Origin of the sequence: Phytohabitans maris, from assembly GCF_031085175.1 — a bacterium.
Taxonomy (GTDB): domain Bacteria; phylum Actinomycetota; class Actinomycetes; order Mycobacteriales; family Micromonosporaceae; genus Phytohabitans; species Phytohabitans maris.
In genome coordinates this window covers 1-26,371 of sequence record NZ_JAVHUY010000048.1, presented here as the reverse complement: position 1 = coordinate 26,371, position 26,371 = coordinate 1, and the positions used below count along the sequence as shown (strand labels likewise).

The window sequence follows — 26,371 nt, the reverse complement described above, 5'->3', positions numbered from 1 at the left end:
TCCGACGGTCCCGCCATTCAGCCCCGACCCGATGGCACCGGATGGACCAGTCGACGAGACGGTCGTGCCGAATCCACGAGCGGCTCCGCCACCGTGCGGACGCTTCCACCCCCAGGACCGTTGGGAGCGTACGACCATGTCCCGACCCCCACCGCGACGGCGATCAGCACGTCACACCTCACGCGGTAGCGCCGCGCACCACGACTTCCACCCGCACCCGAACGGAGGACCAGCAGTCATGAAGATCGCGATCTCGGACGCCAGGCGCCTGCGAAGGCTGGCCGTCCTATGTGTACTCTTGGCCTCGGTGGCGCTGGTGTCCGGGCGCACCGCCCAACCAGCCGACGCCGCCGAGGTGCCGCCCAACCCGCTGGAGAAGGCCGGCTGGATCCTCGACCGGCACGACGAGTTCAACGGCGGCCTCGACACCAACCTCTGGATCACCAGGTATCTGGAGTCGAGGACGACCGAGACCCGGTCCCGCGCCTGGTACGGCTTCCGCAACAACGCCCTCGTGCTGCGGATCGACGGCAGCCAGCCGACGTACTACGCCGACAACCCGATGAAGGTCTCCAGTATCCAGACCGGGCAGCGGACCGGCCTGCACAAGACCTCACCGCAGGACCACACGATCCCGACGGTCATGAAGTACACGCCGAAGTACGGCTACTTCGAGATCCGCGCCAAGACCTCCGCCCGGAGCGGCCTGCACGCCGCCTTCTGGACGGTGGGCCGGCAGGACTCGGCCAACCAGAACAGCGAGATCGACATCATCGAGGACCCCGGACCGAACTCGGGCAGCTTCCTGTACAACCTGCACAGGTGGTCCGACCCGAACGTCGCCGAGTCCAGCAACACCATCTCCACCGGGTTCAACATCAACACCGAGATGCACATCTACGCCCTCGAGTGGACCCCGACCCAGCTCAAGCTGTACGTCGACAACGCGCTCAAGAAGACCATCAACTCCTCGCCCGCCTACGGCATGGTGTTCCTGCTGAGCATCTACGAAAACGCCGGCTGGACCGGGACCGTGGACCCGTCGGACACCCGGCCGAAGGAGTTCGTCGTCGACTACTTCCGCGCCTACCGCCGGTAGCGGACCGGCCGTTCGCGGCCGGCGACCGCGCCACGAAATGATCAAGCGGTCGGTGGGACGCGCCATCCGGTGGCGTCCCACCGGCACGCTCGCCCCCCCCGGACACCAGGCGCGCCGCGCCCGACCACGGACGTTCCGGTGTACCCCACAACCGGGCCAGTTAGGGTAGCCTAACCTTGCATCGCCGCCCTCTGGTCGGGAGGTCACCGTGGGTCCGAAGGTCGAGGAGATCGCTCGCACGCTGCTGCACGGCCGGCTGCCCGCCACCTTGCGGATCAGCGGGCGGGCCGACGACCACGAGACCGTCCATGCCACCGACCCTCATGGCGACCCGCTCCTGCTGGTCCCGGACGGCAGCCCGCTCGGCGCCCAGCTGCGCGGAAACCATGGCCCGGACGGACCCCTCGGCGCCCTCACGGTGGACGACGCACCGCCCTTCGACAACGCGCCGAGCCTCGGCCGCGCCACGGTCCTCGGCCCGGTCCGCCCCGTGGCGCCCGGCGCCATCCGGCAGGCCGTCCTCGACTTCGCCGACGGAAACCCCGCCGCCGGCCTGTTCGACGTCGGCCAGGGCGTCTGTCTCTACCGGCTCGACGTCCGCCAGGTCCGCCTCGGGCTCGACGGCACCCTCCATCGCATCGACGTCGACGACTATCGGGGCTCGGGTCCCGACCCGTTGCACGACGAGGAGAAGGATCTGCTCGTCGATCTGGCCAAACACCACGCCGCCGAGATCGGCGGCTTCCTCGCCGACTCGCTCGCCGCGGCGGGCATCCGGGTTCCCGCTCTGCCCCTACCGGTACGACTGGACCAGTACGGCTTCGTCGTGGCCCTGGACCCCGCCGCGGCCCGGCCCCGGTGTCTCCGGCTGGACTTCCCCGTGGCGATGCGAAGCCGGCACCGCCTGGCGCACTTCCTCCACCCGATCCTGTTCCACCGCTGCCAGCACGGCGGCGCCGAGGACCGCCCCGGCCCCACCGGATCGGCGACGCCTTAGCTTAGGGCCTGTATCAGGTTCCTTGCCGGGCTGCGCCGGCAAACTCTTTGATACAGGCCCTAGGCGTCCCGGTTTCGCGCCTCCTGGCGGACGGCGAACCCGTCGAGGAAGATGGTCAGCTTTTCGTCGAACCAGCCGCGGCCGTGCCAGATCTCCGCCGGGATCGCCGATCCGAGGAGCGGGATCCGGCCCAGCCCGGACTGGTAGCTCTCGCGTACCGACGGCGAACCTGGCGTCGATGCGGCCGGGCGGTCCAGGTGGCCCATCAGGACGAAGGTGCTCAGCGCCAGATCCGAGACGAAGTCCAACAGCAGGACCGCGTCCCGCGGGGTGAATCCGTGCGCGACGACGTGCGCGCCCAGGGCGTGGAGGACGGGGACCACCGCGTCCGGGATCGTGCTGGCTTCCCAGGACGCCCGGGCCAGGCCCGGGTTGCGCTCGAACGCGGACCACAGCGCGTCGGCGAACTCGGTGACCGCCGCACGCCAGTCGCCCGCCGGCGCCGGCCACCGGCACTCGGCGACGATCTGGTTGATGGCGGCGAGGGCGAGTCCGTCCCGGTCGGCGAAGTAGCGGTACAGGGTCGAGTGGCTCACGCCGAGCCGGCTCGCGACCGCGGGCATGGTGAAGTCGGCCACGCCGACCGCCCGCGCGGCGGCGACGATCTGCTCGGCGTCCAGGGTCCGTGGCCGGCCCGTGCGCCTGCCGATCCTGCTCGGCTCACCCACCACCGCAGCATACGTAGCACGCCCGGCCTCACCCGGAGGCCTGATGCTGGTCGGCGCCGCGGATCAGCAGCAGGCTCGCCAGGGCGGCCAGGAGGGCGGCGACGCCGGCGATCGTCAGCATGGCGGAGAGCCCGCTGGTGAAGCCGGCCTCCGCGGCCTGCCGGACCGGTCCGGGCAGGGCGGCGAGCGCGTCGAAGCGTCCGGAGGTGACCAGCGCCCGCACCCGTTCGGCGGCAGCCGGCTCCAGGGCCGATCCGGCGTCGGTCAGGTGGCGGTCGACCTGGTGGGCCAGTACCGCGCCGTAGAGCGCGACGCCGGAGGCGGTGCCGAGGGGGAAGAACGTGTTCGCGGCGCCGGAGGCCATGCCGGCGCGTTCGGGCGGGACGACACCGACCGCCACGCCGAGCAGGTGGGGGGCGGCCAGGCCCGCTCCGGCGCCGAGCAGCAGCAGGCCGGGGGCGGCCGCGGTCCAGCCGTCGCCGGGTTCGATGGTGGTCATCGCCAGCGCGCCGGCGCCGGTGAGCGCCATGCCGAGCGCCATCAGCACGTGCACGGGGACGCGCCGGGTCAGCGCGCCGCTCAACGGGGCCACGACGATCATCGTGATCGACAGCAGCAGCAACCGCAGGCCGATCTGGAACGGGCCGTAGCCCAGCATGCCGCTGAGCCACAGGACCAGGAACGGCAGCAGGCCGAAGCTGACCAGCCGGGCCGCGTACGTGACGAGGATGGCGCCGGTGAACGACCGGATCCGGAACAGTCTCAGGTCGAGCATGGCCGCCTCGCCACGGCGCCACTGTACGAACAGGAACGCGGCAGTGAGGGCACCGGCCGCCACCAGCGCGGCCACCACCGGTGTACTGGACCAGCCGTCGAGCGGGCCGGTGAGCAGCGCGTAGTTGAGGCCGAACAGCATCGCGGCGGCGAGGACGAGGCCGGCCAGATCCAGCCGGTGCCGGCCGTTCTCGGCCTTCGACTCGGTCAGCCGCAGCCACGTGGCGAGCAGGATGGCCAGACCGAGCGGCAGGTTGAGCACGAAGATGTAGCGCCAGCCCCACGCGTCGACGACGAGCCCGCCGACGAGCGGGCCGAGTGCGGCGGCCGCCGCTCCGCCGGCGGCGAAGAGCCCGATCGCGGTGTTGCGGGCGCGCGCTTCGGTGCCCGCGTAGGCCGCGGCGATCAGTGCCAGGCCGGTACCCATCACGAGCGCGCCGCCGACGCCCTGCACGGTGCGGGCAACCACGAGGGTGGCGGTGCCCGGGGCCAGGGCACAGCCCAGGGAGGCGCCGGTGAAGACGGCGACGCCGAGGGCGAAGATGCGCCGCCGGCCCACGCGGTCGGACAGCGAACCGACCGAGAGCAGCAGCGCCGCGAAAGCCAACGTGTAGGCGTTCACGATCCACTGTAGACCGTCGAGGCCGGCGCCCAGACCTCCTTCGATCTGGGGCAGCGCGACGTTCACGATGGTGACGTCGAGCGTCATCAACGCCGCCGACAGCGAGGCGACGGCCACGGTCCAGCGCCGCCGCGCCGTTACCGACGCGGGTGAAAGCTCCACCGCCACGGGCATTCCCTGACCCTGCATCGCGGCCTCTCCGGTTCGGGGGTACGGCACGCCTGCCCGGCGGGCAGGGCGCGCGCCCCCAACCGGCTCGGCACGCGTCACGCATGCCTTTATGACAGGCTGTCTTCTTTAGGGCAGCCTAACCATAGTCATGCCGTGACTCAAGAGCGGTTCCCCGGGTGCGCCAACGCGGACGACGCCGGCGTCAGGGCTTGCGGCCCACCGCGCAGTACACGTCGAGGTGAGCCGGTTCCGTGCCCGGCTGCGGCCGCCACAGCGAGGTCGACACCACGCCCGGCTCGAGCAGCTCCAGGCCCTCGAAGTAGGCGCCGATCTCCTCGGGCGTGCGCAGGTTGTACGGGTGGCCGCTCTGGTTGGCGATCCGCTGGCTCTCCACGCTCTGCGCGCTGGTGCTCGTTCCGTCGCTGACCGCCAGGTAGCTACCCGACGGCACGGCGGCGAGCAGCCGCTCGACGATCGAGCGGGCCTCGGCGTAGTCGGCGACGTTGCCCAGGATGCCGATCATGGTCAGGGCCACGGGCTTGCCGAAGTCGAGCGTCCGGGCGGCCTCGCTCAGGATCCGCTCGGGATCCTCCACGTTGGAGTCGACATACGCGGTCGCCCCCTCGGGCGAACTCGTCAGCAGCGCGCGGGCGTGCGCCAGTACGAGCGGATCGTTGTCGACATACACGATCCGCGACTCGGGCGCCACCCGCTGCGCGACCTCGTGGGTGTTGTCGGCCGTCGGGAGGCCGGTGCCGATGTCGAGGAACTGCCGGATGCCCACCTCACCGGCGAGCAGCGTGACCGCCTGGATGAGAAACCTCCGCTGCGCCTGGGCGACCGCCACGATCCCCGGGTGCGCCGAGCGGAGCGCCTCGCCCAGCTCCCGGTCGACGGCGAAGTTGTCCTTGCCCTCCAGCAGGTAGTTCCACACCCGCGCACTACTCGGCCGGGTTTCGTCGATTTTGGGATCGATCATCGGAGAATCCCCTCGATGAGGCGGCCGTCAGACAGCGATCCTAGGCAATGCCGCCCAGCCACCGCGAACGGCACCGGGTTCGACGCGATACGGCTATTCGTCTTCAGGACGGCCGTGAGCCGGCCGTCGCGTGAGCGGACAGGTCACCGCTGGGGTGGTCGGGCAGGTCGCGGTCGGCGTGGTCGGCGTGGAAGAGCGCCTCGTCGAGCAGGTGTCGCACGTGGACATCGGCCGCGGAGTAGTAGACGAACGTGCCCTCCCGCCGGCCGCGCACCAGGCCGGCGAGGCGCAGCTTGGCCAGATGCTGGCTGACCGCGGTCGGGGCGGCGCCGACCAGCTCGGCCAGGCAGGCGACCGACGACTCGCCCTGCAGCAGCGCCCAGAGAATCTTGATCCGGGTCGGGTCGGCGAGCAGCCGGAAGCTCTCGGCGGCGAGGTGGACCTGCTCCTCGTTGGGCATGCGGAAGTCCGGTAACGAGGTGTGCACGCCCGCAGCCTATCTCACCACTCAGCTACTTGCGTATCTGCATGACTGCGCAGGTATTGTGCCCTCGTGGTGGTCGCTACCCAGGAACCAACCGTCACCCGGCCAGCCGCCTCGCCGGCACGCCGTACCCCGCTGTGGTCCCTGGTCGAGGTGCGGTGGGCGACGCTGGCCACGGCGCTGTTCGCCGCCGGCGCGGTGTTCCATCTGGCCGGCGGTCCGGCATGGGCGTGGTGGGCGCTGTACCTGGCCTGCTACGTCGCCGGCGGCTGGGCGCCCGGCCTGGCCGGACTGCGCGCGCTGCGGGCGCGGACGCTCGACGTGGACCTGCTGATGGTGGCCGCGGCGATCGGGGCGGCCGGCGTCGGGCAGGTCTTCGACGGGGCGTTGCTGATCGTCATCTTCGCCACCTCCGGCGCCCTGGAGGCGTACGCCACCCGGCGTACCGCCGACTCGGTGCACAGCCTGCTGGACCTCGCCCCACCGCACGCCACCCGCCTGACCCCGACCGGCGAGGAGCGGGTCGACACCGCCACGCTGGCCGTCGGCGACACGCTCCTGGTACGTCCGGGCGAGCGGATCGGCGCCGACGGCACGGTGGTCGACGGGGCCGGCGACGTCGACCAGGCGACCATCACCGGCGAGCCGCTGCCCGTGCCGAAAGGGGCGGGCGACGAGGTGTACGCCGGCACCCTCAACGGCACCGGCGCGCTGCGCGTCCGGGTGGACAAGCCGGCCGGCGAAAGCGTGGTCGCCCGCATCGTGGCGATGGTCGAAGAGGCCTCGGCGACGAAGGCACCGACGCAACTGTTCATCGAGAAGGTCGAGCAGCGCTACTCGGTCGGCGTCGTGGTCGCCACCCTCGCCCTGTTCGGTGTGCCGCTCGCCTTCGGCGACGGGCTCACCGACGCGCTGCTGCGCGCGATGACCTTCATGATCGTCGCATCGCCGTGCGCCGTGGTACTGGCCACGATGCCGCCGCTGCTGGCCGCGATCGCCACCGCCGGCCGCAACGGTGTACTGGTCAAGTCCGCCGTGGCGATGGAGCGGCTCGCCGAGACCGGCCTGGTCGCGCTGGACAAGACCGGGACCCTCACCGTGGGCGCACCGCGAATGGCCACCGTCCGGCTCTTCCCGGACGGTCCGGTGCGCGAACCCGACCGGCTGCTCGCCCTGGCGGCGGCCGCCGAGCACTCCAGCGAACACCCACTCGCCGCCGCCGTCGTGGCCGCGGCCCGCCGCACCAGCCGGCCCATCCCCGCCGCGACGAACTTCACCTCGACTCCTGGGCACGGCGTCTCGGCGCGGGTGGACGGACACACGGTGACCGTCGGCCGCCCGACCGGCGCCTGCGCCGAGGTCGCGGAGCTGCGAGCCAGCGGACACACCACCGTCGTCGTGGCGGTCGACGGCACGCCGGCCGGTGTACTCGGCCTCACCGACACCCTCCGGCCGGAGGCGGCCGAGGCGGTGGGACGGCTCACCGTCCTCATCGGACAGCCACCGCTCCTGCTCACCGGCGACAACCCGGCGGCCGCCGCGCGCGTCGCCGCCGAGGTGGGCATCCGCGACGTGCGCGCCGACCTGCTCCCCCAGGACAAACTCGCCGTCGTACGCCAGCTGCGGGAACGTGGCGTACGGCTCCTCGCGGTCGGCGACGGCGTCAACGACGCACCCGCCCTCGCGGCCGCGCACGCCGGGATCGCCATGGGCGGGGCCGGATCGGACCTGGCGTTGCGGACGGCCGACGCGGTCCTGGTAAGGGACGATCTCGCCGCCATCCCCGCACTGGTCGCGCTGTCCCGCCGCGCCCGCCGCTACGTCAAGGCCAACCTGGCCGTCGCCGCCACCGTCATCGCCGTACTCGCCACCTGGGACATCGCCGGCCACCTGCCACTCCCCCTCGGCGTGGCCGGTCACGAGGGCTCCACGGTCATCGTGGCGCTCAACGGGTTACGCCTGCTCCGCTCCGGCGCATGGCCGGCGAGCCGCGCCTCGCGTCAACGAGATGGCGGTGCGCTCAGCTGACCGGCCATCAGGCGGGCGTAGCGGTCGTCGCGGGCGAGCAACTGCTCGTGCGTGCCGACCTCGGCCACGCGGCCGTGGTCGAGGACGACACCGCGACATGGTCGCCAGCCTCACCGATCTGATCACCGGTGGCATCGCCGCCGGGGCCTACCACGTCGACGATCCGGAGCTCACCGCCGCCTTGTTGTGCAGCGCGCTGCACCGCGCCTTCGACCGCGTCTGGCACCGCGACGGCATGGACGACGCCGCCCGGCTGACCAGCGCGGCGCGGCAGCTCTTCCACCGCGCCGTCGGGTCGGCCGGCCGGGACGCCCGATAGGCCGCGCGGGCGCGGTCATCGCCCGCCCTGACCGGTCCCGGGGGCGGTTCGGTCCAGCTGTCCGATGTGGAACTTCGGGCCGCCGGCGCCACTCCGCGAGGCGATGCCGCCACCGCTCTCGCCGCCGAACTGCGCGCACGCGGGCCTGCCCGTCCCGGCGTCCCCGCCACGGTCTCAGCCGGCCCTGATCGCGGCGACCGCCCTGTCGTAGAGGGCGAGCATGTCAGCCTCGCCGTCGGCGGCGACCCAGGCGTCGGACGCGGTGTCGACGCAGCACAGCACCGCGGAGACGATCGCCGAAGCGGTGAACTCGGCGTCGGGGCCGTCGACGCGCTGGGCGACGAGTGGCACGAGCGCGTCGCGCCAGTGCTGGCGTTTCTCGAAGAGGCGGGCGCGCAACGACGGGGTCTCGTGCATCATGCGGGCGATGGCGAGGTCGGCCACGGGGTCGTTGAAGGTCTCGGGCTGCGCGGCGATCATCGCCGCGCGTAACGCGGCCCAGGGGTCTTCGGCGTCGGGGCGCTCGGCGAGCGCCCGCGCGACGGCGTCGCCACGGGCGGCCAGGTCGCCCAGCAGCACATCCTCCTTGCTGCCGAAGTAGCGGAAGAACGACCGCCGCGATATCCCGACCGTCTCGACGATCTGGTCGACGGTCGTCGCCTCGAAGCCCCGCTGGACGAAGAGCGCGCACGCCGCGGCGGAGATCTCCGCGCGGAGCGCCGTGCGCTGGCGCTCCCATGCGGTCATCTTCGCCATGAGCCGACCGTACACGAAATGTCATCCTGGCACTGGGTGCCAGGCTGGCGTATGGTGTCGACATGGCAATCGCCTACGACGCCCAGACGGTCCTGGTCACCGGCGCGAGCTCCGGCATCGGCCGCGGCTTCGCGATCGCCCTCGCCGCCCGCGGGGCAGACCTCGTCCTCGTCGCCCGCCGCGCCGACCGGCTCGAAAGGCTCGCGACCGAGCTGCGCGACCGCCACGGCGTCACCGTGCACACGATCCCGTTCGACCTGTCGGTCCCGTCGCCCGGCGCGGACCTGCGCGCCGCGGTAGCTCAGCGCGGCGTCCGCGTCACCAGCCTCGTCAACAACGCCGGCTTCGGCTCCTTCGGCCCGTTCGCCGGGGAGGACCCGGAGCTGCTGGCCCGGGAGATCGCCGTCAACGTCTCCGCGCCGGTCCAGCTCACGGCGGCGTTCCTGCCGCAGATCCGCGCGGCGGGAGGCGGCTTCGTCATCAATGTCGCCAGCATGGCCGCCTACGCTCCGTCGCCACGGATGGCCGTCTACGGCGCCTCGAAGGCGTTCGTGCTCAGCTTCAGCGAGGCGCTCTGGGCGGAGCTCCGCGGCACCGGGATCACCGCGTTCGCCCTCTCCCCCGGCGCGACGAGCACCGAGTTCAACCAGGTCGTCGGCACCGACGACGCGACCGCCGGGGCACGGATGCGCACACCCGAGGCCGTCGTGGCCACCGCACTGGCCCACCTCGACCGGCGCGACCCGGGTCCCAGCGCCATCGACGGCCGAGGCAACCGCCTCGGCGCGAACGCCGTCCGCGTGCTCACCCGCCGCGCGACGGTCAGCCTGATGGGACGCATCACCGATCCGAGCCGCCGCGACCGCGACCGGGCCGCGAGGTAGCCGATCGCCGAGGCGCCTCACCCACCTCGCCGGCTTCCGCGCCGCGCCGGTTCGCACCGAATTTGTGGATCACGCCTCGATGTGCCACCTTGGGAGGCAGAACCCCTGATGGGTTTCCCGGACGAGGGTGCCGTACCCGGTCAGCGACAAGACGGCACGCGGAGGCCTCGATGTCCTGGGTCGTTCTCGCGCTTTCCGGCGTATGCGAAGCGGTGTGGGCCACCGCTCTGGGCAAAACCCAAGGCTTCACCAGACCGGTTCCCACGGTTGTCTTCCTGGTCGCGCTCGCCCTGAGCATGGGCGGCCTGGCGTACGCGATGCGCGGCCTGCCGGTCGGCACCGCCTACGTGGTGTGGGTGGGCATCGGCGCGATCCTCACGGTCACCCACGCGATGGCGACCGGCGCGGAAGCGGTCTCGGCGACGAGACTCCTTTTCCTCGCCCTCATCATCGGCGGCGTAGCCGGCCTGAAGGCCAGCCACTGAAAGTGGACGACGAGCACGCCGGCCAAGCTGGGACCGCCCCAATCCGAACGGTGCATAAATCCCGCGCCGTCACGGCACGGGTTCAGCGGCCGGTGGCCTGTTGGCAGGGCACGCAGAACCGGGCGTGCGGCCGGATCTGCAGCCGTTCCAGCGGGATGTCCTGGTGGCAGCGCTCGCAGTTTCCGTAGGTGCCGTCGGCGATCCGTTTGAGGGCGTGGGCGGTGTCGGCCAGGGCCTGGCGGGTGGCCTCGATGCGGGCCAGGGTGGTCTGCCGGTCCAGGCCTTGGTGTTCTGGAACGGTGCCGTAGGTGTGCAATGTGGTCAGCTCGCTGGTGTGCTGCTGGTATTGCTCCTCCAGGGCCAGGCGCAGGGTGTTCATACGGGCGTTCGTGCCGGTTGTCATGACGGGCTCCATGCGGTGTCGTGGAATGTTTGGCCGGGACGGGCCGTGACCGGTCGGTCAGGTAGCGGACGCCACGCGGCGTAGCGCGGCGAGCGCGGGCGAGGCCGGGTCGCTCAGCGACCTCGCGTGGCCATACCCGGCGGAGCGGCCTTCGGCCGGGACTGGCATCGCACCCGACGCCGAGCAGGCCGGAAGGACGAAGCGACGGTCCGGACCGCCGGCCAGCGGCAGCTACCCGCGCGCACCGTCATCACCGCCCTCCCAGATCCGGATGCCGAGGTGGAAGCTCCAGCTTCCGCCGCGGTCCGGGCGACCGCATCGCCCACGACCGGCAGGGTTTGCCGGCGGTCATTGCCGGCCCTCGGCAACCACCCCGCTCCGCCCGAGCTGGACGCTCGACCCGCCAGCGCCCCCGGACGCACCGCCCGACCGCGCGAGCACGTCGCGTCCGCGCCGTCACCGATCCCATCCCGGGCGCACGAACCTGCCGGCGCCCGGCAATATGAGAGCCTCAAGGGGGGCATCCGCGACGGGTCGAGGTGGGAGGTGGACCGGGCGTGGTCCGTGGCACCAGCCGGCGGCAGGACGCGACCGCCAGCCAGGCGTGGCTGGCGGAGGTCGGCGAGGCGGCCAGCCGCGACGCCGGCGGGGTTCCGGTCGCGCTGCTCGGCAACTACCTGCCGCTGCTGGCCGACGCGGCGGTGACCGGCCGGCGTCCCAAGCGGACCGAGCTGGACGCCGTGGGCCAGTTGGGCAGGCAGGCCGCCGAGCAGGGCATCTCCGCCGGCCGCGTCGTCCAGCTGTACCTGTCGGCGGCGCGGCGGCTGTGGCAGGACCTGCCCACGGTGGTCCGTGCCCGCGACCAGGAGGCGGTGCGCGCCGCGACGGCCGCCGTGCTGCAGGTCATCGACGACGCCGTCGCCACCCTCGCCGAAGGGTACGCACTGGCCCGGCGCGACCTCGTCCGGCGGGAGGAGGCGATGCGCCGCGAGCTGGTCGACGACCTGCTACGCGGCGACTCCGACCTCGGCACCCTGGTGGAGCGGGCCGAGCCGTTCGGACTGGACCTCGCCCGGGTGCACCAGGTGGCGCTGGCCGCGCCCGATCGCCGGCTGCCCGACACCGGTACCGCGATCAACGCCCTCGAATCGGTCATCTTCGACCGGCTCGGCGACCGCGACGTCCTGGTCGCGACCAAGGAAGGGCTCCTGGTGGTGCTCGCCCCGGCCGAGTCCGCCGCGGCCGGCCGGACCACGCCGGCCGCCCCCGAAGCCGACCTCGGGCAGCTGATGCACCGGGAACTGCGCCGGCTCCGGCACGGCAACCCATGGCGCGTCGCGGTCGGCCGCGCACACCCGGGCCTGTACGGCATCGCCCGCTCCTACGAAGAGGCCCGCGAGGCGCTCAGCCTGGCCACCCGACTGTCCGTGGACAACCCCGTCGTCAACGCGCACGACCTGCTGGTCTACCGGATGCTGCTACGGGACCAACCCGCCATCGCCGACCTCGTCGCCGCCGCGCTCGGCCCGCTGACACCGACCCGGGGCGGAGCGCAGCCGCTGCTGGACACGCTGGACGCCTACTTCCGCACCGGCGCCGTCGCCACGAAGACCGCCCACCTACTGCACGTTTCCGTCCGGACCGTCACCTACCGCCTGGAACGCATCAAGACCCTGACCGGCTACGACCCCACCGACCCGGAACACCGCTTCACCCTCCAAGCCGCCGTCCTCGGCGCCAAAGCCCTCAACTGGCCCACCGACCCCCTGCCCGCCACCGGCTGACCCCCGGAAGCGACCCCCAGCACCCCGCCGTCCCGGCGTTCCTCAGATCGAGCGCTTGGTCGATCGTCGCGATCCCTTGCCCGATCCTGCCTTCTTGGCGTCCGTACGAGGTCGCGGGCCGCTGATTCGTTGCGTGCGGGGATTCTTGGCTATAGCGTCCGCTAACACCGGCCATGGTCGGCGTGAGCAGCCGGAGTCACGCCGATGCGGCTCGGGCGACCATGACTCGGCATTTGTGCGGCGACCGGCGCCGTGGGGTGGCTGTGGCCAACGTTGGACTATTCGGACGCGGTGCCGAGCTCGGGCAGGTCGCCGACTTCTTGGACAGCGCCCGCGAGCGCGGCGATGTCCGGCTGATCTGGGGCGAGCCCGGTGTGGGTAAGTCCAGCCTCCTGGCCGCCGCCGCGGAGTCCGCTGTCACGTCGGGCATGCGGGTGCTGCGCGCGTCCGGCTCGGAGTTCGAAGCGGGTGTCAGCTACTCCTGCCTCAACCAGTTGCTCCTGCCACTCATCCCCGACCTCGACCGCCTGCCGCCGGGCCCGGGCGAGGCGCTGGCGGTCGCGCTCGGCTTCGGGGTCGGCGCGCCGCCGGACGCGCTGCTCGTCTGCAACGCCACGCTCATGCTCGTGCGGGCGGTCGCCGACGACGTACCGGTGGTGCTGCTGGTCGACGATGTCCAGTGGATCGACCGGGCCAGCGCCACGGTGCTCGGTTTCGTCGCGCGCCGCTTGGACGGGAGCCACGCCGGCTTGCTGGTCTCCGCCCGGACCGGAGCGACCAGTTACCTGGATCGGCGCGGGCTGGAGGAGATGGTCGTCCAGCCGCTCGACGGCGACGCGGCCGGGCAGCTGGTCGATGCCCGGTTTCCGGAGATGCCGCAGCGGATCCGGCAGCGGCTGCTGGACCTGGCGCAGGGCAACCCGCTGGCGTTGATGGAGCTGCCGTCCACATTGCTGGGTGCCGGGCATTCGACGGTGGGGCCGTCGGAGGTGGTCCCGCTCAGCGAGCGGCTCCAGGCGATGTTCGCCTCCCGGGTCGCCGACCTGCCGGAGCCGACCCGCCGGCTGTTGTTGCTGGCCACGTTCGAGGGCAGCGGCGATGTGGGGGTGCTCAGGGCGGTACTCGGGGATGGGGTGGGGTTGGCCGACCTCGCGCCGGCGGAGCGCCTTCAGCTGGTCCGGGTGGACGACGCCACCGCGCGGATCGCCTTCCGGCATCCGCTGATCCGGTCCGCGATCGTCGCGATGTCCACGCACGAGGAGCGCCGGCGCGCGCACCTGTCCCTCGCCGGCGCCCTCCAGAGCGACCCCCAGCGGCGGGCCTGGCACCTGGCCGCGGCCGCCGTCGGGCCGGACGAGTCGGTGGCCGAACTGCTGGAGGAGGCGGCCCACCGGGTGATGCTGCGCGGTGACGCGTTCGCCGCGATCGCCGCCCTGGTGCGGGCCGCCGAGCTGAGCGAGACGGGTGCCAGCAGGGGCCGGCGGCTGGCGGAAGCCGCGTACATCGGGGCCGAGGCCAGCGGTGCCATCGACGACGCGCGTTCGCTGCTGCTCGACGCGCGCGCGGCGGCGCCGGACGCGGCCGGTTCGCTGCACGCCGCCAACGCGGCGGCCTTTCTCATGCTCAACGGCGAAGGGGACGTGAACACCGCACACCGCCTGCTCGTCGGCGCCATCGAGACCGGCGACCACGGCTACCGCGCCGACGATCCCGCGCTGATCGAGGCGGTGCACACGCTGCTGCTGTTGTGCTGGTACAGCAGCGATCCGGCGTTCTGGGAGCCGTTCTACCGGGCCCTCGCCCGGCTGCGGCCACGGCCGCCGCAGGTGCTCACCATGCTGGCCAAGACCTTTCCGGATCCGGTACGCACGGCGGCGTCGGCCCTTCCGCTCGCCGAGGAGGTCCTGCGGACGCTGCCGGACGAGGCCGACTCCACCCGGATCGTGCGGGTCGGGACCGCCTCGGTCTACCTGGACCGCCTCGCGGACTGCCGCGAGCCCTCGTGGCGGCTGGTCCGGCAGGGCCGGGACGGGGGCCCGCCGCGCCGGCACCTCGGTGCCCTGATGCACCTGTGCCTCGACGACTTCCTGATCGGCCGGTGGGACGAGGCCGAGGAGCTCGCGCTCGAAGGGCAGCGGATCTGCGACACCAGCGGCTTCCCGTTCTTCGCCTGGTACTTCCACTACAACCGGGCGATCGTCGCCGCCGGCCGGGGCCGCTTCGACGAGGCGTACGCGCTGGCCGACGAGATGACCCACTGGGCGCTGCTGCGGGGTGTCACGGCCGCGGCGCTGTTCGCCCATCACCCGCGCGCGCTCGCGGCGATGGGCCAGGGCGACTACGTCTCCGCCTTCTCCCACGCGGCCGCGATGAGCCCGCCCGGTGTCCTCGCCTCGCACGTACCCCATTGCACCTGGGTCATGTTCGATCTCGTCGAGGCGGCCGTACGGGTCGGGCGGACGGTCGAGGCGCGGGCGCACGTGGCCGCGATGCGGGACGCCGGCGTGGCCGCGCTGTCGAGCCGGATGGCGTTGATCCAGGCGGGCGCGGAGGTGCTCGTCTCCGACGGCGCGGACGCGGTGCCCCGCTTGGCGGCGCTCCTGGCCGAGCCGGGGGTGGAGCGGTGGGTGTTCGACGTCTCCCGGGTGCGGCTCGCGCTCGGTGAGCGGCTGCGGCGCACCGGCTCGCCGACCGAGGCCCGCCGCCATCTGCTCGCCGCCCGCGACGGGTTCGCCGCGATGGGCGCGGAGCCGTGGCGGGCACGTACGCAGACCGAACTGCGGGCCTCCGGCCACCGCCAGCCCGACGCGCGGCCCGGCGGCCCGGACGCGTTGACGGCGCAGGAGCTGCAGATCGCGCAGCTGGCCGCGAGCGGCCTGAGCAACAAACAGATCGCCGAACGCCTGTACCTGTCGCACCGGACGGTCGGCGCCCACCTCTACCGGATCTTCCCCAAGCTCGGCGTCACGTCGAGAGCGGGTCTACGGGACGCGCTGTCGTCGCCACCGCGCACTGAGCGCTGAGCTCCTCCGCCTGGTCCTCCTTGTCTTCGAGCAACCGCTCGAGCAGCCGCCGAGTGGTGGGATCGTCATCCGCCACCCAGCGCACCGCCTCCTGCAGCGTCTGGACGAGGATCCGGGTACCGAGCAGGTCCTGCGCCACGACGCCGGCCAGGTCGCCGTCGCCGAAGCTCCGGAAGCTCACGCGGGACCGCGCGGCCAGGTGCTGCGGGTCGTACTCCGCGGTGAAGCCGAGCTGCCGCACGCGCACCGCGAGCAGCCGCGCGCTGCCGCGGTCTCGGTCGGCCCAGGCGTGGAGGAGCTCCGCAACCGGCCGATGGGACGGCGCGCGGACCAGGAGGGCGTGCTGCTCGTACTGCAACGACGACACGACCATGCTCGCCAGGAGCACGTTGAGCAGGCGCGCCACGGCGGGCAGCTCCGCGCGGTTGGACGGCGTGACCGGACCGTCGTCCAGGTCGAACAGGGCGCGGTCGCGCACCTCGCGCCGGCGCAGCTCAGGTCGACTCGTCACGCCATCGATCGTCGGCCGGCCACCGCACCCGCACATCAGTCAAACGACCTAACCACCCCGGGAAGCGGCGAGCGTCGCTCCTCGAAGTCGGATGACGGATGTGCGGCGGCGGGGGGCGCCCAGAAAGTAGACCGTGCGACCGGTGGAGGTCGCCGCCGCTTCCGGCGACAGCCAACCGGCAAGGAGACCCACTCATGTCGTTCCTGACCGAGTTCATCCGCAGTCCCTGGACGGTCGGCGCGGTGGCGCCGAGCAGCGCGGCCCTGGCCCGCGTCGCCACCGCGCCGGTCCCGCGGACCGCGGGCACCGTCGTGGTCGAGCTCGGCGCCGGCACCGGCGCCTTCACCGGCCACATCCAGCAGCGCCTCGCCGGCAACGGCCACCACGTCGCCGTCGAGATCAACGAGCGGTTGGCGATCCGGCTGGCCACCCGATACCCCACCGTGGACGTCGCGCTGGCCGACGCCAGGGACCTCGATGCGGTACTGGCCAGCCGAGGTCTACCGCACGCGGACGTCATCGTCAGCGGCCTTCCGTGGGCGGCCTTCGCCGAAGGCCAGCAGCGGGACGTGCTCTCCGCGGCGGTCGACGCGTTGAGCCCGGGCGGCGTGTTCACCACCTTCGCGTACGTCCACGCCCGCTGGGCGCCGCCGGCGCGGCGGCTCCAGCGGGCACTGGAGTCCCGGTTCGACGAGGTCGTCGTCGGTCGCACGGTGTGGGGCAACCTGCCGCCGGCGCTCGTCTACCACTGCCGGCGTCCGGCGCCGGTCCCGGTCGCGGGTGCCGGCACGCGCGGCGGTCGTGCCGTTCACCCGTCCGGGCGCTGACCCGCTGCACAGCGTCACACGGCGCTGATGGCTTCCTGCCGGTCCCGGGGTGCCGCGGTCTCGACGACGCGGCCGAGGCTGATCGGCAACGTCCGGTGGCGGGTGCCGGTGGCATGCCACACCGCGTTGGCGATCGCCGCGGCGACGCCGGCGTTGCCGATCTCGCCGAGTCCGTTGAACCCGGACGGGTCCTGGGGCTCGTAGTCCGCCACGAAGTCGGCCTCGACGTTGGGCACGTCGGCGTGGGCGGAGATGTGGTAGCCGGCGAAGTCCGCGGTGACGAGGCGGCCGGTGATCGGGTCGCGAACGGACTCTTCGTGCAGCGCCATCGACAGGCCGCCGATCATACCGCCGATCAGCTGGCTGCGGGCCAGCAGCGGATTGATCACACGCCCCACCGCGAACATGCCGAGCAACCGGCGTACCCGCACTTCCCCGGTTGCCGGGTCGACGGTGACCTCGGCGAACACGGCGCTGTAGGTGTTTCGCTCCTCGGCCGGCCGCCAGTTGATCAGCGGCGTGGTGTCGACCGTGACGGTGACCGGCCTGGCGGGGTCGTCGAGCTTTTCGCGGAGAGCCTTCGCGGCCTCGGTGACGGCGAACGCGCACGACGTCGTCCCGCGCGACCCGCCGGCTCCCGGGTTCGGGCCGAGGTCGCTGTCGCCGATGTGCAGGCGGATCCGCTCGGTGCTGACGCCGAGGGCGTCCGCGGCCACCGCGATCAGCGCCGTGCGTGCCCCGGTGCCGATGTCGGAGGCGCCGACCCGGACGGAGAACGTCCCGTCCGTCTCCGCGGCGATCGTCGCCGAGGCGGGGAAGACCCCCGCGACGAACGCGGCGGCGGCGACGCCGGTGCCGACGAGCAGGTTGCCCTCGCGGCGCAGCCGGGGACGGGGGTCGCGCTGGGCCCAGCCGAACCGGCGCGCGCCTTCCTCGAGGCACGTGATCAGGCGCCGGGTGCTCCACGGGCGGCCGGACACCGGGCTGGCCGCGGGCTGGTTGAGCAGCCGCAGCCGCAGCGGGTCGATCCGCAGCCGCTCGGCCACCTCGTCGACGGCCGACTCGAAGGCGAACGAACCGGGTGTCGCGCCCGGCCCGCGCATGGTGCACGGCGGTAGGCGGTCGAGGGGTACCGCGCTGAGCTCCGTGCGGATCGCCGGCGCCGCGTAGAGTGTCCGGGCCTGCTCGGTGCACCATTCGATGTACTCGGCCAGCGGCGAAAGCGCGAACGCCGCGTGGTGGTGGACGGCTCGCAGCCGCCCGTCGGCGCCGGCGCCGATCCGGACGCGCTGCTCGGTCGGCGGCCGCGACCCGATCGCCAGGAAGACCTGCCTGCGGGTGAGAGCGACCCGTACCGGCCGCCGGAAATGCTCGGCGGCCATCGCGGCGAGGATTATCTGCGCCCCACAGATGGTCTTGGCGCCGAAGCCGCCGCCGACGTGCTCGGCACGGATGTGCACCCGGTCCCGATCGATGAAAAACAGCATGGCCATCACCTGGGAGATGCTGAACGGCCCCTGGTTGGAGTCGAGGGCGTAGAGATGGCCGTCCTCCCACCAGGCGGTCGCGACGTGCGGTTCCATGGCGCTGTGGTTCTCTTCCGGCGTGCGGTATACCTCGTCGACCACCACTGTGGACACCGCGAGCTCCGCTTCCAGGTCACCGGTGTCGGCCTCCGGACCGAACAGGGTGGACGCGGGGCGTGCGGCGGGGTGGTTCATGGAGAACTCGGTGTCATGGGGTTCCGCGTCGTAGGTCACCCGCAAGGCGGACGCCGCCGCACGTGCCTGCTCGGGCGTCCGCGCCACCACGAGCGCGATGGGGCGGCCGGCGTACGGGACGGCGTCGTCCTGCAGCATCGGCAGGCCGCGGTCGGGGCCGAAGTGGTGGGCGGCGTCGGGGTTGAGGCGGCGCGCGTTGCGGTGGTCCAGTACTCCCAGGACTCCCGGCATCGCGAGGGCATCGGTGGCGTCGATGTCCCGGATCCGGCCGCGGGACACGGTGGCCGTGACCATCCAGCCGTGCGCGAGGTCGGGCATCGGCACGTCCGCGACATAGGCGGCGGAGCCGGTGACCTTGAGCCGGCCTTCGACCCGCGGCCGCGGTTCGCCTACGGCAGCGGTGATCCCGTTGGCGTTCATCCGTCGCTCTCCTCTCCAGCGCCGGCGGCTCCATTGCCCGCGGCTCCACCGCTGGCGGCTCCACTGCTGGCGGCCAGGTCGGTCAGGACGGCTTCGATCAGATTGCGGGCAAGGGTCACCTTGTATCCGTTGTCCCGCAACGGCTCGGCGGCGGCCACCTCCAGGTCGGCGGCGGCGCTGATCCGCTCGGCCGTGACCGGACCGCCGCGCAGCGCGGACTCGGCCAGCCGCGCCCGCCACGGCCGCGACGCCACGCCCCCGAGCGCCAGCCGTACGTCCCGCACGACGCCGTCCTGGACGTCGAGCGCCGCGGCCACGGACACCGTGGCGAACGCGTACGACGCGCGCTCACGGACTTTGCGGTACCGCGACTTTCCGGCGACCTCGGCCGCCGGAACCACCACTGCCGTGATCAGGGCCCGGTCGGGAAGGGCGGTCTCCCGGTCGGGGCGGTCACCCACCGGCAGGTAGAACTCCGACAGCGGCACCTCGCCCGGGCCGTCCAGGGTCTCGTACCGCACCACCGCGTCGAAGGCGGTCAGCGGCACCGCCATGTCGGAGGGGTGGGTGGCCACGCAATGCTCCGTCCAGCCGAGGATCGCGTGGTTGTGGTGCGCCCCGCCGAGGGCCGAGCATCCGCTGCCGGGGGCCCGCTTGTTGCACGGCTCCGACGGATCGGCGAAGTAGGCGCAGCGGGTGCGCTGCAGCAGGTTGCCCCCGACGGTCGCCATGTTGCGCAGTTGGCCCGAGGCCCCGGCCAGGATCGCCTGGCTCAACGCCGGGTACCGGCGTCGCACGAGCGGGTCGGCGGCGACGGCGCTGTTGGTGGCCGTCGCACCGAGCACCAGCCCACCGTCCGGCGACTCGCTGATCCCGCCCAGCGCGAGGCTCCGGATGTCCACCAGCCGGGCGGGTGACTCGACTCCGGCCTTCATGAGGTCGACGAGGTTGGTGCCGCCGGCGAGGAACCGGGCCCCGTCGTGCCGGGCCACGGAGCTCAGCGCGTCGCGGATCTGCGTCGTGCGCTGGTAGGCGAACTCTCTCATTTGGACACCGCCTCCCGCACGGAGGTCTCGAGGATCGCGCGCACGATCGACGGGTACGCGCCGCAGCGGCAGAGGTTGCCGCTCATCCGCTCGCGGACCTCCTCTTCGGACAGTTCCGGGGTCCGCTCCGGCGAGTCGTCCCGGGTGACCGCGCTGGGCCAGCCCGCGGCGTGCTCGGCGAGCATCCCGACCGCGGAGCAGATCTGCCCCGGCGTGCAGAACCCGCACTGGAATCCGTCGAGGCGGATGAAGGCCTCCTGGATCGGGCGCAGCTCGCCGCCGCCGGCCAGGCCTTCGATGGTCGTGACGTCGGCGCCGTCGGCGACGACGGCGAGGGTCAGGCAGGAGACGACTCGGTCGCCGTCGAGCAGGACGGTGCAGGCGCCGCACTGCCCGTGGTCACAACCCTTCTTCGTGCCGGTGAGGCTCAGGTCGTCCCGCAGAGCGTCGAGGAGTGTCCTGCGGTTGTCCACCGCCAATTGGTATGTCGCATCGTTGACTCGCAGTGAGATATCACTACGCGTGTCATCGGTCATCGCGGGTCCTCTCACCAATCCGTCCAAGCCCGCGGGAGGGCGATCCGGCCGTATCCGCATTCACGCGAGCCACGCCATCCTTTCCGGTAGCGGCCGGCGCCACATCAGTCATTCGACTGCGCCAGCGAGCGCTACTACTTGATGAGAACCGTCCACGCGCGGCCGCACCGACCATCCGCTTGGTCCGGAGCAGCGCGAACTGGACAACGAGTTGTTCGACAGTCGTCAACATATGCCAGTCGGACGAATTCACCTTGCTCGTAAGTCCTGAACCTCTGCACGATCCTGCACAATTTCCTCGATGCCAGCATTGCGATGGCTCACTGGCCGCCGCTGACGCAGCCTCTCGCCGCGCCGTCAGGCTCCTCGACGCGGCGCCGTCTCCGGCCACCGGGACAAGCCTCGGCCGGGTAGCACAATAGAAGCGATTCCTTGCCCGATCCCCTCGGCCCGGAAACAGCCATCGACGGTGTTCTCATTCTAAGGCGGAGCTGATCAAACGTGCGTTTCCCGTCGATGACCTCCCTCGGCAATCGGCACGAGCGCCGGCGATAACTGCTCATCGATGCCTCCCCCGCCCGCACAGCGCGTCCGCCTGACTCTGCTCCGGCCTCGGGTGATGTCGGCTCGTCATCCGATACGACGCGGGGTGGGCGCCAAGCTTCACCACGACCGCCACCGCGGTGAGCGATTAGGTCATCGCCGCTGCGGTGTTCTGATCCCGGCAGTCAGATGACTCATGACGGAAGTCCGGCGGGCACCGAGGGTGGAGCTGCGAAAAGCGAACCGATCGCCGCCGGTGATCGGCGACGAGGGAGGAGATCCCGCATGACGACCATCAACCACGGCTTTCACGCCACGCTCACCGCCCAGGACGGCAGGGGCGACGAACTGGTCGACTTCCTGCTCAAGGCGCCGTCGCCGCCGGACGACTGCGTCGTGTTCCTGGTCGGCCGTTCGGCGAGCGACCCGGACACCGTCTACGTCACCGAGGGCTGGACCAGCCGGGAGGCACACGAAAGGATCGTCGGCACCGCGGAGGCGCAGGACACCATGGCGCGACTCCAGGCGCTGCTCGCCCAGAAGCCGGAGTACATCGACGAGGTGCCGATCGGTGGCAAGGCCGCCATCTGAGCGGGCGCCGGGGCAGATCGCTGTGGTCGGCGTGCTCCACACCGCGGCTCGCGGCGACGTGGCGGGTCGGCCGCTCAGAAGGCGGGCTTCCCGCCGACCGGCAACTGATCGAGGTACTGCGATTCGCCGGTCAGCAGTCGCTGCAGTCGGGCGACAAACCTCTGGGCTTCCCGGCTGGCGAAGAACCGGGCGTGCGCGTCGCGGCCGGTCCAGCCCTCGGTGACGTAGACCGTGTCGCTGTCCTCGGTCGAGCGTCCGACCAGAAAGACGACGCAGTCCGGATGGGGCAGCGACGGCGCGGCCAGGAGCAGGGCGATCACGCGATCGCGCTTTCCGGGACGCGCGGTCATGATGGCCTGGAATCCGTACCCGACGGTCTTCTTGGCGCCGCCACGGTGCCACCGGCGGCCGTCGGGATCGGACACGGTCGCGGCTTGGGAGGCTCCCGGTGCCACGGCGCCAAGTGTGACCGCTCCGATGGCGGCCGCACCGCCGACGCGGAGCACGCTACGTCGATCCGTCATGGCGAGTTCCTTTCGACTGATGCCCAAATGGGCCGGTGTCCAGATGGGTTGGACATTTCTTCAAGTGGTGGCCTGAATCCGCTATTTCGAGGCCGGTGCTTCACCGACTCAAAGGCGCGGATCGCAGTCTACGGGCCGTTATCAACCTCTGCAACGACCGATCCGAGGAGGATCGGGCAGGCGGGCGCAACGATTGTGCAATGACTGGTTCCGGCGGCAATCTTTGCGATAGATGGGCAAGCAATCGACATGATCGTGCAATAGACGCACTCGAGGCAACGGCTATATTCGAGTGTCGGTGCCGCAGGCGGTAGAGGTCGCCCGCCCCAATTCCCTACCGTCTCCACTTTTACCGAGGTCGGCGACGCCGACCCTGAGCAGGGAGGCTTTCATGTTGGAGGAAAACAAGCGGATCGCCCGCGCCTATTTCGAGGCACTGGACGCCGAGAAGTCACCGCCCGCCTCGATCTGCACACCCGACTTCGTGCTCCACATCGCCGGCAATCCGGACATGGACATGGCGACCGCGAAGACCTTCACGAAGGATCTCGTCGCCGCCGTGCCCGATCTCAGTCACCCCATCGTCGAGCTCGTGGCCGAAGGAGACAAGGTCTGCTACCGGGGCCGTTACGAGGGTACGCAGACCGGCTCGTACCTCGGCGCGGCACAGACGAGCGGCCAGCTTTCGGCGACCGGCATGGGTATGCTGCGGATCGCCGACGGCAAGGTCGCCGAGGTGTGGATCTGGCCGGACACGATGACCGTCATGCAGCAGTTGGGCGTCCTGCCGCCGCAGTCCTGATCCGGCGGCTCGCCGCTGTCGCCACGCACGACGTCACCCGGCGTCGTGCGTGGCGGACGCGTCGCCGACCGGCGCGCGATTTGCCGAGACGAGACGTTGGCCGTCCTGACTCGGCGAGGTTCCGAATTGCCGGCGGTATTCTCTGCTGAACTGCGACGGGCTTTCATAGCCAACCCGCTGGCTGACGCCGGTGACGTCATTTGGGTCGACGGCGAGCTGCAGCCGGGCTTGTTGCAGTCGGATCTGCTTCTGAAACTGGATTGGGCTCAGCGCCGTCACCGCCAGGAAGTTTCGATGAAAAGCCGAGACGCTCATGCCCGCCCGCCGGGCAAGGTCCTTCACGTGGAAACGTTCCGAATAGTGATCGCGGATCCACCGGACAGCCATGGCGATCTGGCTGAAGCTGCTGTCCGGGAGGCCGAGCTGGCGCAGGACCTCTCCTTGCGGCCCGGTGATCAGATGCCAGACGATCTCCCGTTTGACCAGGGGTGCGAGAGCGTCGATGTCAGCGGGCCGGTCGAGCAGCCGCAGCAACCGGAGGACCGCGTCCAGCAGATCCGTGGATGCCTCGCTCACGGCGATTCCCGGCTGCGGACCCGTATCGGTTTGACCGCCGTGCTTTCCGACCAGGAGCATCTCGGCGACCAGCGCGGGGTCCATGGCCATCCCGACGCCCAGGCCTGGCGCCTCCGGGCTCGCCTTGGTGAAGTAGCTCGTCACCGGCAGCTCCACCGAGGTGAGCAGGTACTGGCCGGGCCCGTAGTCGAAGACGCGGTCGCCGACCGCACATCGCTTCGTTCCCTGGGCGATGAGCGCGAAGACCTTTCCGTAGGTCGTCGGGGTCGGTGGATAAGGGCGGTCCGCCCTGACGATCAGGACACCGTCGATAGCCGTCCGCATGTCCGCCCGGGCGTGCCGCGCCACCAAGCTGCGGATCTCGTTCGGGATCATGTTGGGATTGAACCACCTGACGTGATCCGCCTCGCCGGCCGCGCGGGGAACGCTGACCGACCGGTACACGGATATGGCACCGGGCGCCGCGGGCGGGTCAGGCGACCGCTTCGCAGCCGCTGCGGGGCAGTACGCGTACCACGCCGCCGGTCACCAGCACGATGTCGCAGTCCGGTCGTTCGGTGACGGTGCCGGCCTGGAAGAGGCGGTGGACCGAGGCGCTGTCGAGGCGGCTCAGGTCGCGGGCGTCGACGAGCAGCTTGCGGGGAGCGAGCCCGCCGATCGCCGCCCGCATGGCATGGCGCAGGCGACGGGCGGCGGGCCCGTCCAGGTGTCCGTCGAGGGCGAGCCAGGCGACGCGGCGACCCTGGTCGTAGCTGAAGGTGAAGCTGAACTCGGTCATCGCCACCGTCCCGCATGATCCGCCGGGATGATCCGGCCTTTGCGGGAAGGGCGCCGGCAGCGGCCCCTCTGTTACACCCCGCCGCCGGTCACCCCCGGTCGCCGTCTGCCCCGGTCTCGTCGGCGGCGAAGGCGTGGGCCTCTTTGCGCCGGCGTACCGCGAGGAGGGCGACACCGCCGGCCACCAGGGCGGCGCCCACAACCGCCGTCGTCAAGGTGGCCGCGCCCGTGATCGGAAGACTTCCGCCGCTCGAACCGCCACCGGCCGCCCCGGACACCGACGCGGACGTGGCGGCGCCGGGCGTCGACTCGGTGGAGGGCGCCGGCGAGCCGGACGGTACGGGCGTGGGGCTCTCGCCGCCACCGCCGCCGGCCGGGCAGGTGTGGGTGAGGTTGAACTTCTGCGCCGTACCGGTGATCACGGCCGTCGCCCCGGTGAGCGTCCACCCGGCCGGCGTGGCGATCCACGCCTTGCTCGTGCCGTTGCCGGTCACGACGGCGCCCCCGTCGGTCGGGATGGTCAGCGAGCCGTGCTCGCCGAAGACCGCCGTCACCGAGACGAAGTCTCCCGCGGTGTCGCCGTTGCCGGGCAGGACGAAGACCCACACGTCCTGGTCCGCGTACGGCCCGCCGCCCAGGTCGCACTCGTGGGTGCCGTGGCCGTCCGCGGTCGTGGGCACGTTGCCGGGGTTGATGCCGACCGTCGTCTCCGCCCGGGCCGGCGCCGCGGTCACCAGCCCGACGACCGCCACCGTCCCGGCCACGGCCGCCAGACGCCCCATCCACTGTGCCCGCATCGCGTATCCCTCTCGAGAAGGCGCGCCCACCCGGCGCTTCGACGCCCGATCGCAACAGATGGGAGCCGGCCGCACGACCGGTCGTTCAGGCCGGCCCGAAGGGCGAAGGGGCGCATGCCGGCGACGTCCGTACGGACTTCGCGGGAAGGGCCGGTTCGCGGTAACGCGAACCCGCGGTTATTGCGCCCGACCGGCTCAAGTACGCGCGCTCCGCCCCAGGTCAGGGCCGTTGTAGCCTGCACCCTCGGCACCTTCGGGCACATCCGGGAAGGCGACGGGATCGGGCTTTGCAGGACGAGGAACTCGCGCGGGCGCTGGCCGCGGCGGTACGTGGTGACGCCGCCGCCTTCGCCGTCCTGTGGCGCGCGCACCAGCCGCCGATGCTGCGCTACCTGCGCGTGATCGTAGGCGACAGCGCCGAGGACGTCGCCTCCGAGACCTGGCTGCAGGCCGCCCGTGACCTGCGCGGATTCACCGGTTCGCCGGCGGGGTTCCGGGTGTGGCTGTTCACGATCGCCCGCAACCGCGCGATCGACGAGCGGCGCCGGGCCCGGCGCCGGCCGGAGGAGCCGCGCGAGATCCACGAGCGGGACCTGCCGGGCACCCGGCCGGACGTGGCCGAGGAGGTCGTCCAGCGCTCGGAGACCGACTGGGCGCTGGGCGTGATCGCCTCCCTGCCCAAGGACCAGGCCGAGGCGGTGACGCTGCGCGTCGTGGTCGGCCTCGACGTGGCGCAGACCGCCGACGTGCTGGGCAAACGCCCGGGCGCGGTACGGGTCGCCGCGATGCGCGGGCTGCGCCGGCTCGCCCAGCACGCCGAGGTACGGGCGCGCCGCCCCGAACCCGACCACCCGGAGGGGGTGTAACGCCGTGCGCCGCCGGGACGCATCTTCAAGCGCCATGAGTACGTCACGGATCGAACCGGCCGAGGCCGAGCGGCTGCTCGACGCGGGCCGCGACCCCGCGCACCCGGGGTTGAGCCGCCTGCTCGCCGCGGCCACCGCGCCACCACGCCCCGAGGAGCTGGCCGGGCTGCCGCGGGCGGTCGCCGCCTTCGTGGAAGCCGGCCGGGCATCCCGGCCGGGCGCGGCGGAGCCGGCCGGCCGCGCCGCGCGGCGCCGGCAAGCCACCCGGCGGCGGCCGCACGGGCTGCGGCCCCTCGTC

26 protein-coding genes, 1 pseudogene and 1 riboswitch are annotated in these 26,371 nt (G+C 72.1%); of the genes and pseudogenes, 13 read left to right on the top strand and 14 right to left on the bottom strand.

Annotated elements, in window-relative coordinates:
- Window positions 1-238: 238 nt before the first annotated feature.
- Together RB614_RS35885 and RB614_RS35880 are read left to right on the top strand one after the other, a co-directional pair.
- On the top strand, window positions 239-1,099 hold the full coding sequence (locus RB614_RS35885; RefSeq protein ID WP_308717146.1) for a glycoside hydrolase family 16 protein: 861 nt from the start codon (window positions 239-241) through the stop codon (window positions 1,097-1,099).
- Between the two features lie 208 nt (window positions 1,100-1,307).
- On the top strand, window positions 1,308-2,096 hold the full coding sequence (locus tag RB614_RS35880) for a DUF2470 domain-containing protein (protein ID WP_308717145.1): 789 nt from the start codon (window positions 1,308-1,310) through the stop codon (window positions 2,094-2,096).
- Between the two features lie 59 nt (window positions 2,097-2,155).
- On the opposite strand, the gene RB614_RS35875 is transcribed toward RB614_RS35880, so the two are convergent.
- From RB614_RS35875 to RB614_RS35860, 4 genes are all read right to left on the bottom strand, one after another.
- The gene (locus RB614_RS35875) at window positions 2,156-2,824 is read right to left on the bottom strand and encodes a TetR/AcrR family transcriptional regulator (RefSeq protein WP_308717144.1); all 669 of its coding nucleotides are present in this window, start codon (window positions 2,822-2,824) and stop codon (window positions 2,156-2,158) included.
- Between the two features lie 28 nt (window positions 2,825-2,852).
- On the bottom strand, window positions 2,853-4,388 hold the full coding sequence (locus RB614_RS35870) for an MFS transporter (protein ID WP_308717143.1): 1,536 nt from the start codon (window positions 4,386-4,388) through the stop codon (window positions 2,853-2,855).
- A 205-nt stretch (window positions 4,389-4,593) separates the two neighbouring features.
- On the bottom strand, window positions 4,594-5,370 hold the full coding sequence (locus RB614_RS35865) for an SAM-dependent methyltransferase (RefSeq protein ID WP_308717142.1): 777 nt from the start codon (window positions 5,368-5,370) through the stop codon (window positions 4,594-4,596).
- Window positions 5,371-5,473: 103 nt separating this feature from the next.
- Window positions 5,474-5,857, bottom strand: a complete 384-nt coding sequence (locus tag RB614_RS35860) for an ArsR/SmtB family transcription factor (RefSeq protein ID WP_428983175.1) — start codon at window positions 5,855-5,857, stop codon at window positions 5,474-5,476.
- Window positions 5,858-5,923: 66 nt separating this feature from the next.
- Here RB614_RS35860 and RB614_RS35855 point away from each other — a divergent pair, with 66 nt between their 5' ends.
- Both RB614_RS35855 and RB614_RS35850 read left to right on the top strand, forming a co-directional pair.
- Window positions 5,924-7,882, top strand: coding sequence for a heavy metal translocating P-type ATPase (locus RB614_RS35855; RefSeq protein WP_428983174.1), 1,959 nt, complete (start codon window positions 5,924-5,926; stop codon window positions 7,880-7,882).
- A gap of 97 nt (window positions 7,883-7,979) precedes the next feature.
- Window positions 7,980-8,201 carry a hypothetical protein gene (locus tag RB614_RS35850; protein WP_308717141.1) on the top strand — a complete coding sequence of 74 codons (222 nt, stop codon included), beginning with the start codon at window positions 7,980-7,982 and terminating at the stop codon, window positions 8,199-8,201.
- A gap of 174 nt (window positions 8,202-8,375) precedes the next feature.
- On the opposite strand, the gene RB614_RS35845 is transcribed toward RB614_RS35850, so the two are convergent.
- Window positions 8,376-8,957: a TetR family transcriptional regulator gene (locus tag RB614_RS35845; RefSeq protein WP_308717140.1), complete on the bottom strand. Its 582-nt coding sequence runs from the start codon at window positions 8,955-8,957 to the stop codon at window positions 8,376-8,378.
- Between the two features lie 62 nt (window positions 8,958-9,019).
- On the opposite strand from RB614_RS35845, the gene RB614_RS35840 reads away from it, so the two are divergent.
- Together RB614_RS35840 and RB614_RS35835 are read left to right on the top strand one after the other, a co-directional pair.
- Window positions 9,020-9,841, top strand: a complete 822-nt coding sequence (locus RB614_RS35840; protein ID WP_308717139.1) for an SDR family NAD(P)-dependent oxidoreductase — start codon at window positions 9,020-9,022, stop codon at window positions 9,839-9,841.
- A gap of 95 nt (window positions 9,842-9,936) precedes the next feature.
- Window positions 9,937-10,002, top strand: a riboswitch (guanidine-III (ykkC-III) riboswitch).
- A 9-nt stretch (window positions 10,003-10,011) separates the two neighbouring features.
- A complete protein-coding gene (locus tag RB614_RS35835; RefSeq protein ID WP_308717138.1) occupies window positions 10,012-10,326 on the top strand; it encodes a DMT family transporter in 315 nt (104 codons plus the stop codon).
- Between the two features lie 82 nt (window positions 10,327-10,408).
- Here RB614_RS35835 and RB614_RS35830 read toward each other — a convergent pair whose 3' ends face one another.
- Window positions 10,409-10,729 (bottom strand): TraR/DksA family transcriptional regulator, encoded by a 321-nt coding sequence (locus RB614_RS35830; RefSeq protein ID WP_308717137.1) that lies wholly within the window; start codon window positions 10,727-10,729, stop codon window positions 10,409-10,411.
- Between the two features lie 557 nt (window positions 10,730-11,286).
- Here RB614_RS35830 and RB614_RS35825 point away from each other — a divergent pair.
- The gene (locus RB614_RS35825) at window positions 11,287-12,513 is read left to right on the top strand and encodes a PucR family transcriptional regulator (protein ID WP_308717136.1); all 1,227 of its coding nucleotides are present in this window, start codon (window positions 11,287-11,289) and stop codon (window positions 12,511-12,513) included.
- A gap of 263 nt (window positions 12,514-12,776) precedes the next feature.
- A complete protein-coding gene (locus tag RB614_RS35820; protein WP_308717135.1) occupies window positions 12,777-15,536 on the top strand; it encodes a helix-turn-helix transcriptional regulator in 2,760 nt (919 codons plus the stop codon).
- On the opposite strand, the gene RB614_RS35815 is transcribed toward RB614_RS35820, so the two are convergent.
- Window positions 15,478-16,047, bottom strand: coding sequence for a ferritin-like domain-containing protein (locus RB614_RS35815; RefSeq protein ID WP_308717134.1), 570 nt, complete (start codon window positions 16,045-16,047; stop codon window positions 15,478-15,480). The genes RB614_RS35820 and RB614_RS35815 overlap by 59 nt on opposite strands.
- A gap of 194 nt (window positions 16,048-16,241) precedes the next feature.
- Between RB614_RS35815 and RB614_RS35810 the strand changes: the two genes are divergently transcribed.
- Window positions 16,242-16,874, top strand: coding sequence for a class I SAM-dependent methyltransferase (locus RB614_RS35810; RefSeq protein WP_308717133.1), 633 nt, complete (start codon window positions 16,242-16,244; stop codon window positions 16,872-16,874).
- Window positions 16,875-16,888: 14 nt separating this feature from the next.
- Here the strand turns inward: RB614_RS35810 and RB614_RS35805 are convergent, their stop codons facing one another.
- Genes RB614_RS35805 through RB614_RS35795 form a run of 3 tightly spaced genes read right to left on the bottom strand, consistent with a single transcriptional unit; the run spans window position 16,889 to window position 20,597 of the window.
- On the bottom strand, window positions 16,889-19,015 hold the full coding sequence (locus RB614_RS35805) for a xanthine dehydrogenase family protein molybdopterin-binding subunit (protein WP_308717132.1): 2,127 nt from the start codon (window positions 19,013-19,015) through the stop codon (window positions 16,889-16,891).
- A complete protein-coding gene (locus RB614_RS35800; protein ID WP_308717131.1) occupies window positions 19,012-20,061 on the bottom strand; it encodes an FAD binding domain-containing protein in 1,050 nt (349 codons plus the stop codon). The genes RB614_RS35805 and RB614_RS35800 overlap by 4 nt, the downstream gene beginning before the upstream one ends.
- On the bottom strand, window positions 20,058-20,597 hold the full coding sequence (locus RB614_RS35795; protein ID WP_308717130.1) for a (2Fe-2S)-binding protein: 540 nt from the start codon (window positions 20,595-20,597) through the stop codon (window positions 20,058-20,060). The genes RB614_RS35800 and RB614_RS35795 overlap by 4 nt, the downstream gene beginning before the upstream one ends.
- 828 nt (window positions 20,598-21,425) lie before the next feature.
- On the opposite strand from RB614_RS35795, the gene RB614_RS35790 reads away from it, so the two are divergent.
- Entirely contained in the window at window positions 21,426-21,731 is a 306-nt protein-coding gene (locus RB614_RS35790; protein ID WP_308717129.1) for a putative quinol monooxygenase, read from the top strand.
- Window positions 21,732-21,805: 74 nt separating this feature from the next.
- Here the strand turns inward: RB614_RS35790 and RB614_RS35785 are convergent, their stop codons facing one another.
- Window positions 21,806-22,156: a putative quinol monooxygenase gene (locus RB614_RS35785; RefSeq protein ID WP_308717128.1), complete on the bottom strand. Its 351-nt coding sequence runs from the start codon at window positions 22,154-22,156 to the stop codon at window positions 21,806-21,808.
- Between the two features lie 490 nt (window positions 22,157-22,646).
- On the opposite strand from RB614_RS35785, the gene RB614_RS35780 reads away from it, so the two are divergent.
- The gene (locus RB614_RS35780; protein WP_308717127.1) at window positions 22,647-23,057 is read left to right on the top strand and encodes an ester cyclase; all 411 of its coding nucleotides are present in this window, start codon (window positions 22,647-22,649) and stop codon (window positions 23,055-23,057) included.
- 33 nt (window positions 23,058-23,090) lie between these two features.
- Here RB614_RS35780 and RB614_RS35775 read toward each other — a convergent pair whose 3' ends face one another.
- The 3 genes from RB614_RS35775 to RB614_RS35765 all read right to left on the bottom strand — a co-directional run bounded on the left by RB614_RS35775 (window position 23,091) and on the right by RB614_RS35765 (window position 25,207).
- Window positions 23,091-24,008: an AraC family transcriptional regulator gene (locus RB614_RS35775; protein ID WP_308717126.1), complete on the bottom strand. Its 918-nt coding sequence runs from the start codon at window positions 24,006-24,008 to the stop codon at window positions 23,091-23,093.
- Between the two features lie 97 nt (window positions 24,009-24,105).
- On the bottom strand, window positions 24,106-24,411 hold the full coding sequence (locus tag RB614_RS35770) for an STAS domain-containing protein (protein WP_308717125.1): 306 nt from the start codon (window positions 24,409-24,411) through the stop codon (window positions 24,106-24,108).
- Window positions 24,412-24,499: 88 nt separating this feature from the next.
- On the bottom strand, window positions 24,500-25,207 hold the full coding sequence (locus tag RB614_RS35765) for an LPXTG cell wall anchor domain-containing protein (RefSeq protein WP_308717124.1): 708 nt from the start codon (window positions 25,205-25,207) through the stop codon (window positions 24,500-24,502).
- 287 nt (window positions 25,208-25,494) lie between these two features.
- On the opposite strand from RB614_RS35765, the gene RB614_RS35760 reads away from it, so the two are divergent.
- Window positions 25,495-26,073, top strand: a complete 579-nt coding sequence (locus tag RB614_RS35760; RefSeq protein ID WP_308717123.1) for an RNA polymerase sigma factor — start codon at window positions 25,495-25,497, stop codon at window positions 26,071-26,073.
- Between the two features lie 34 nt (window positions 26,074-26,107).
- Window positions 26,108-26,371: pseudogene (locus tag RB614_RS35755) on the top strand (hypothetical protein); the annotation flags it as partial.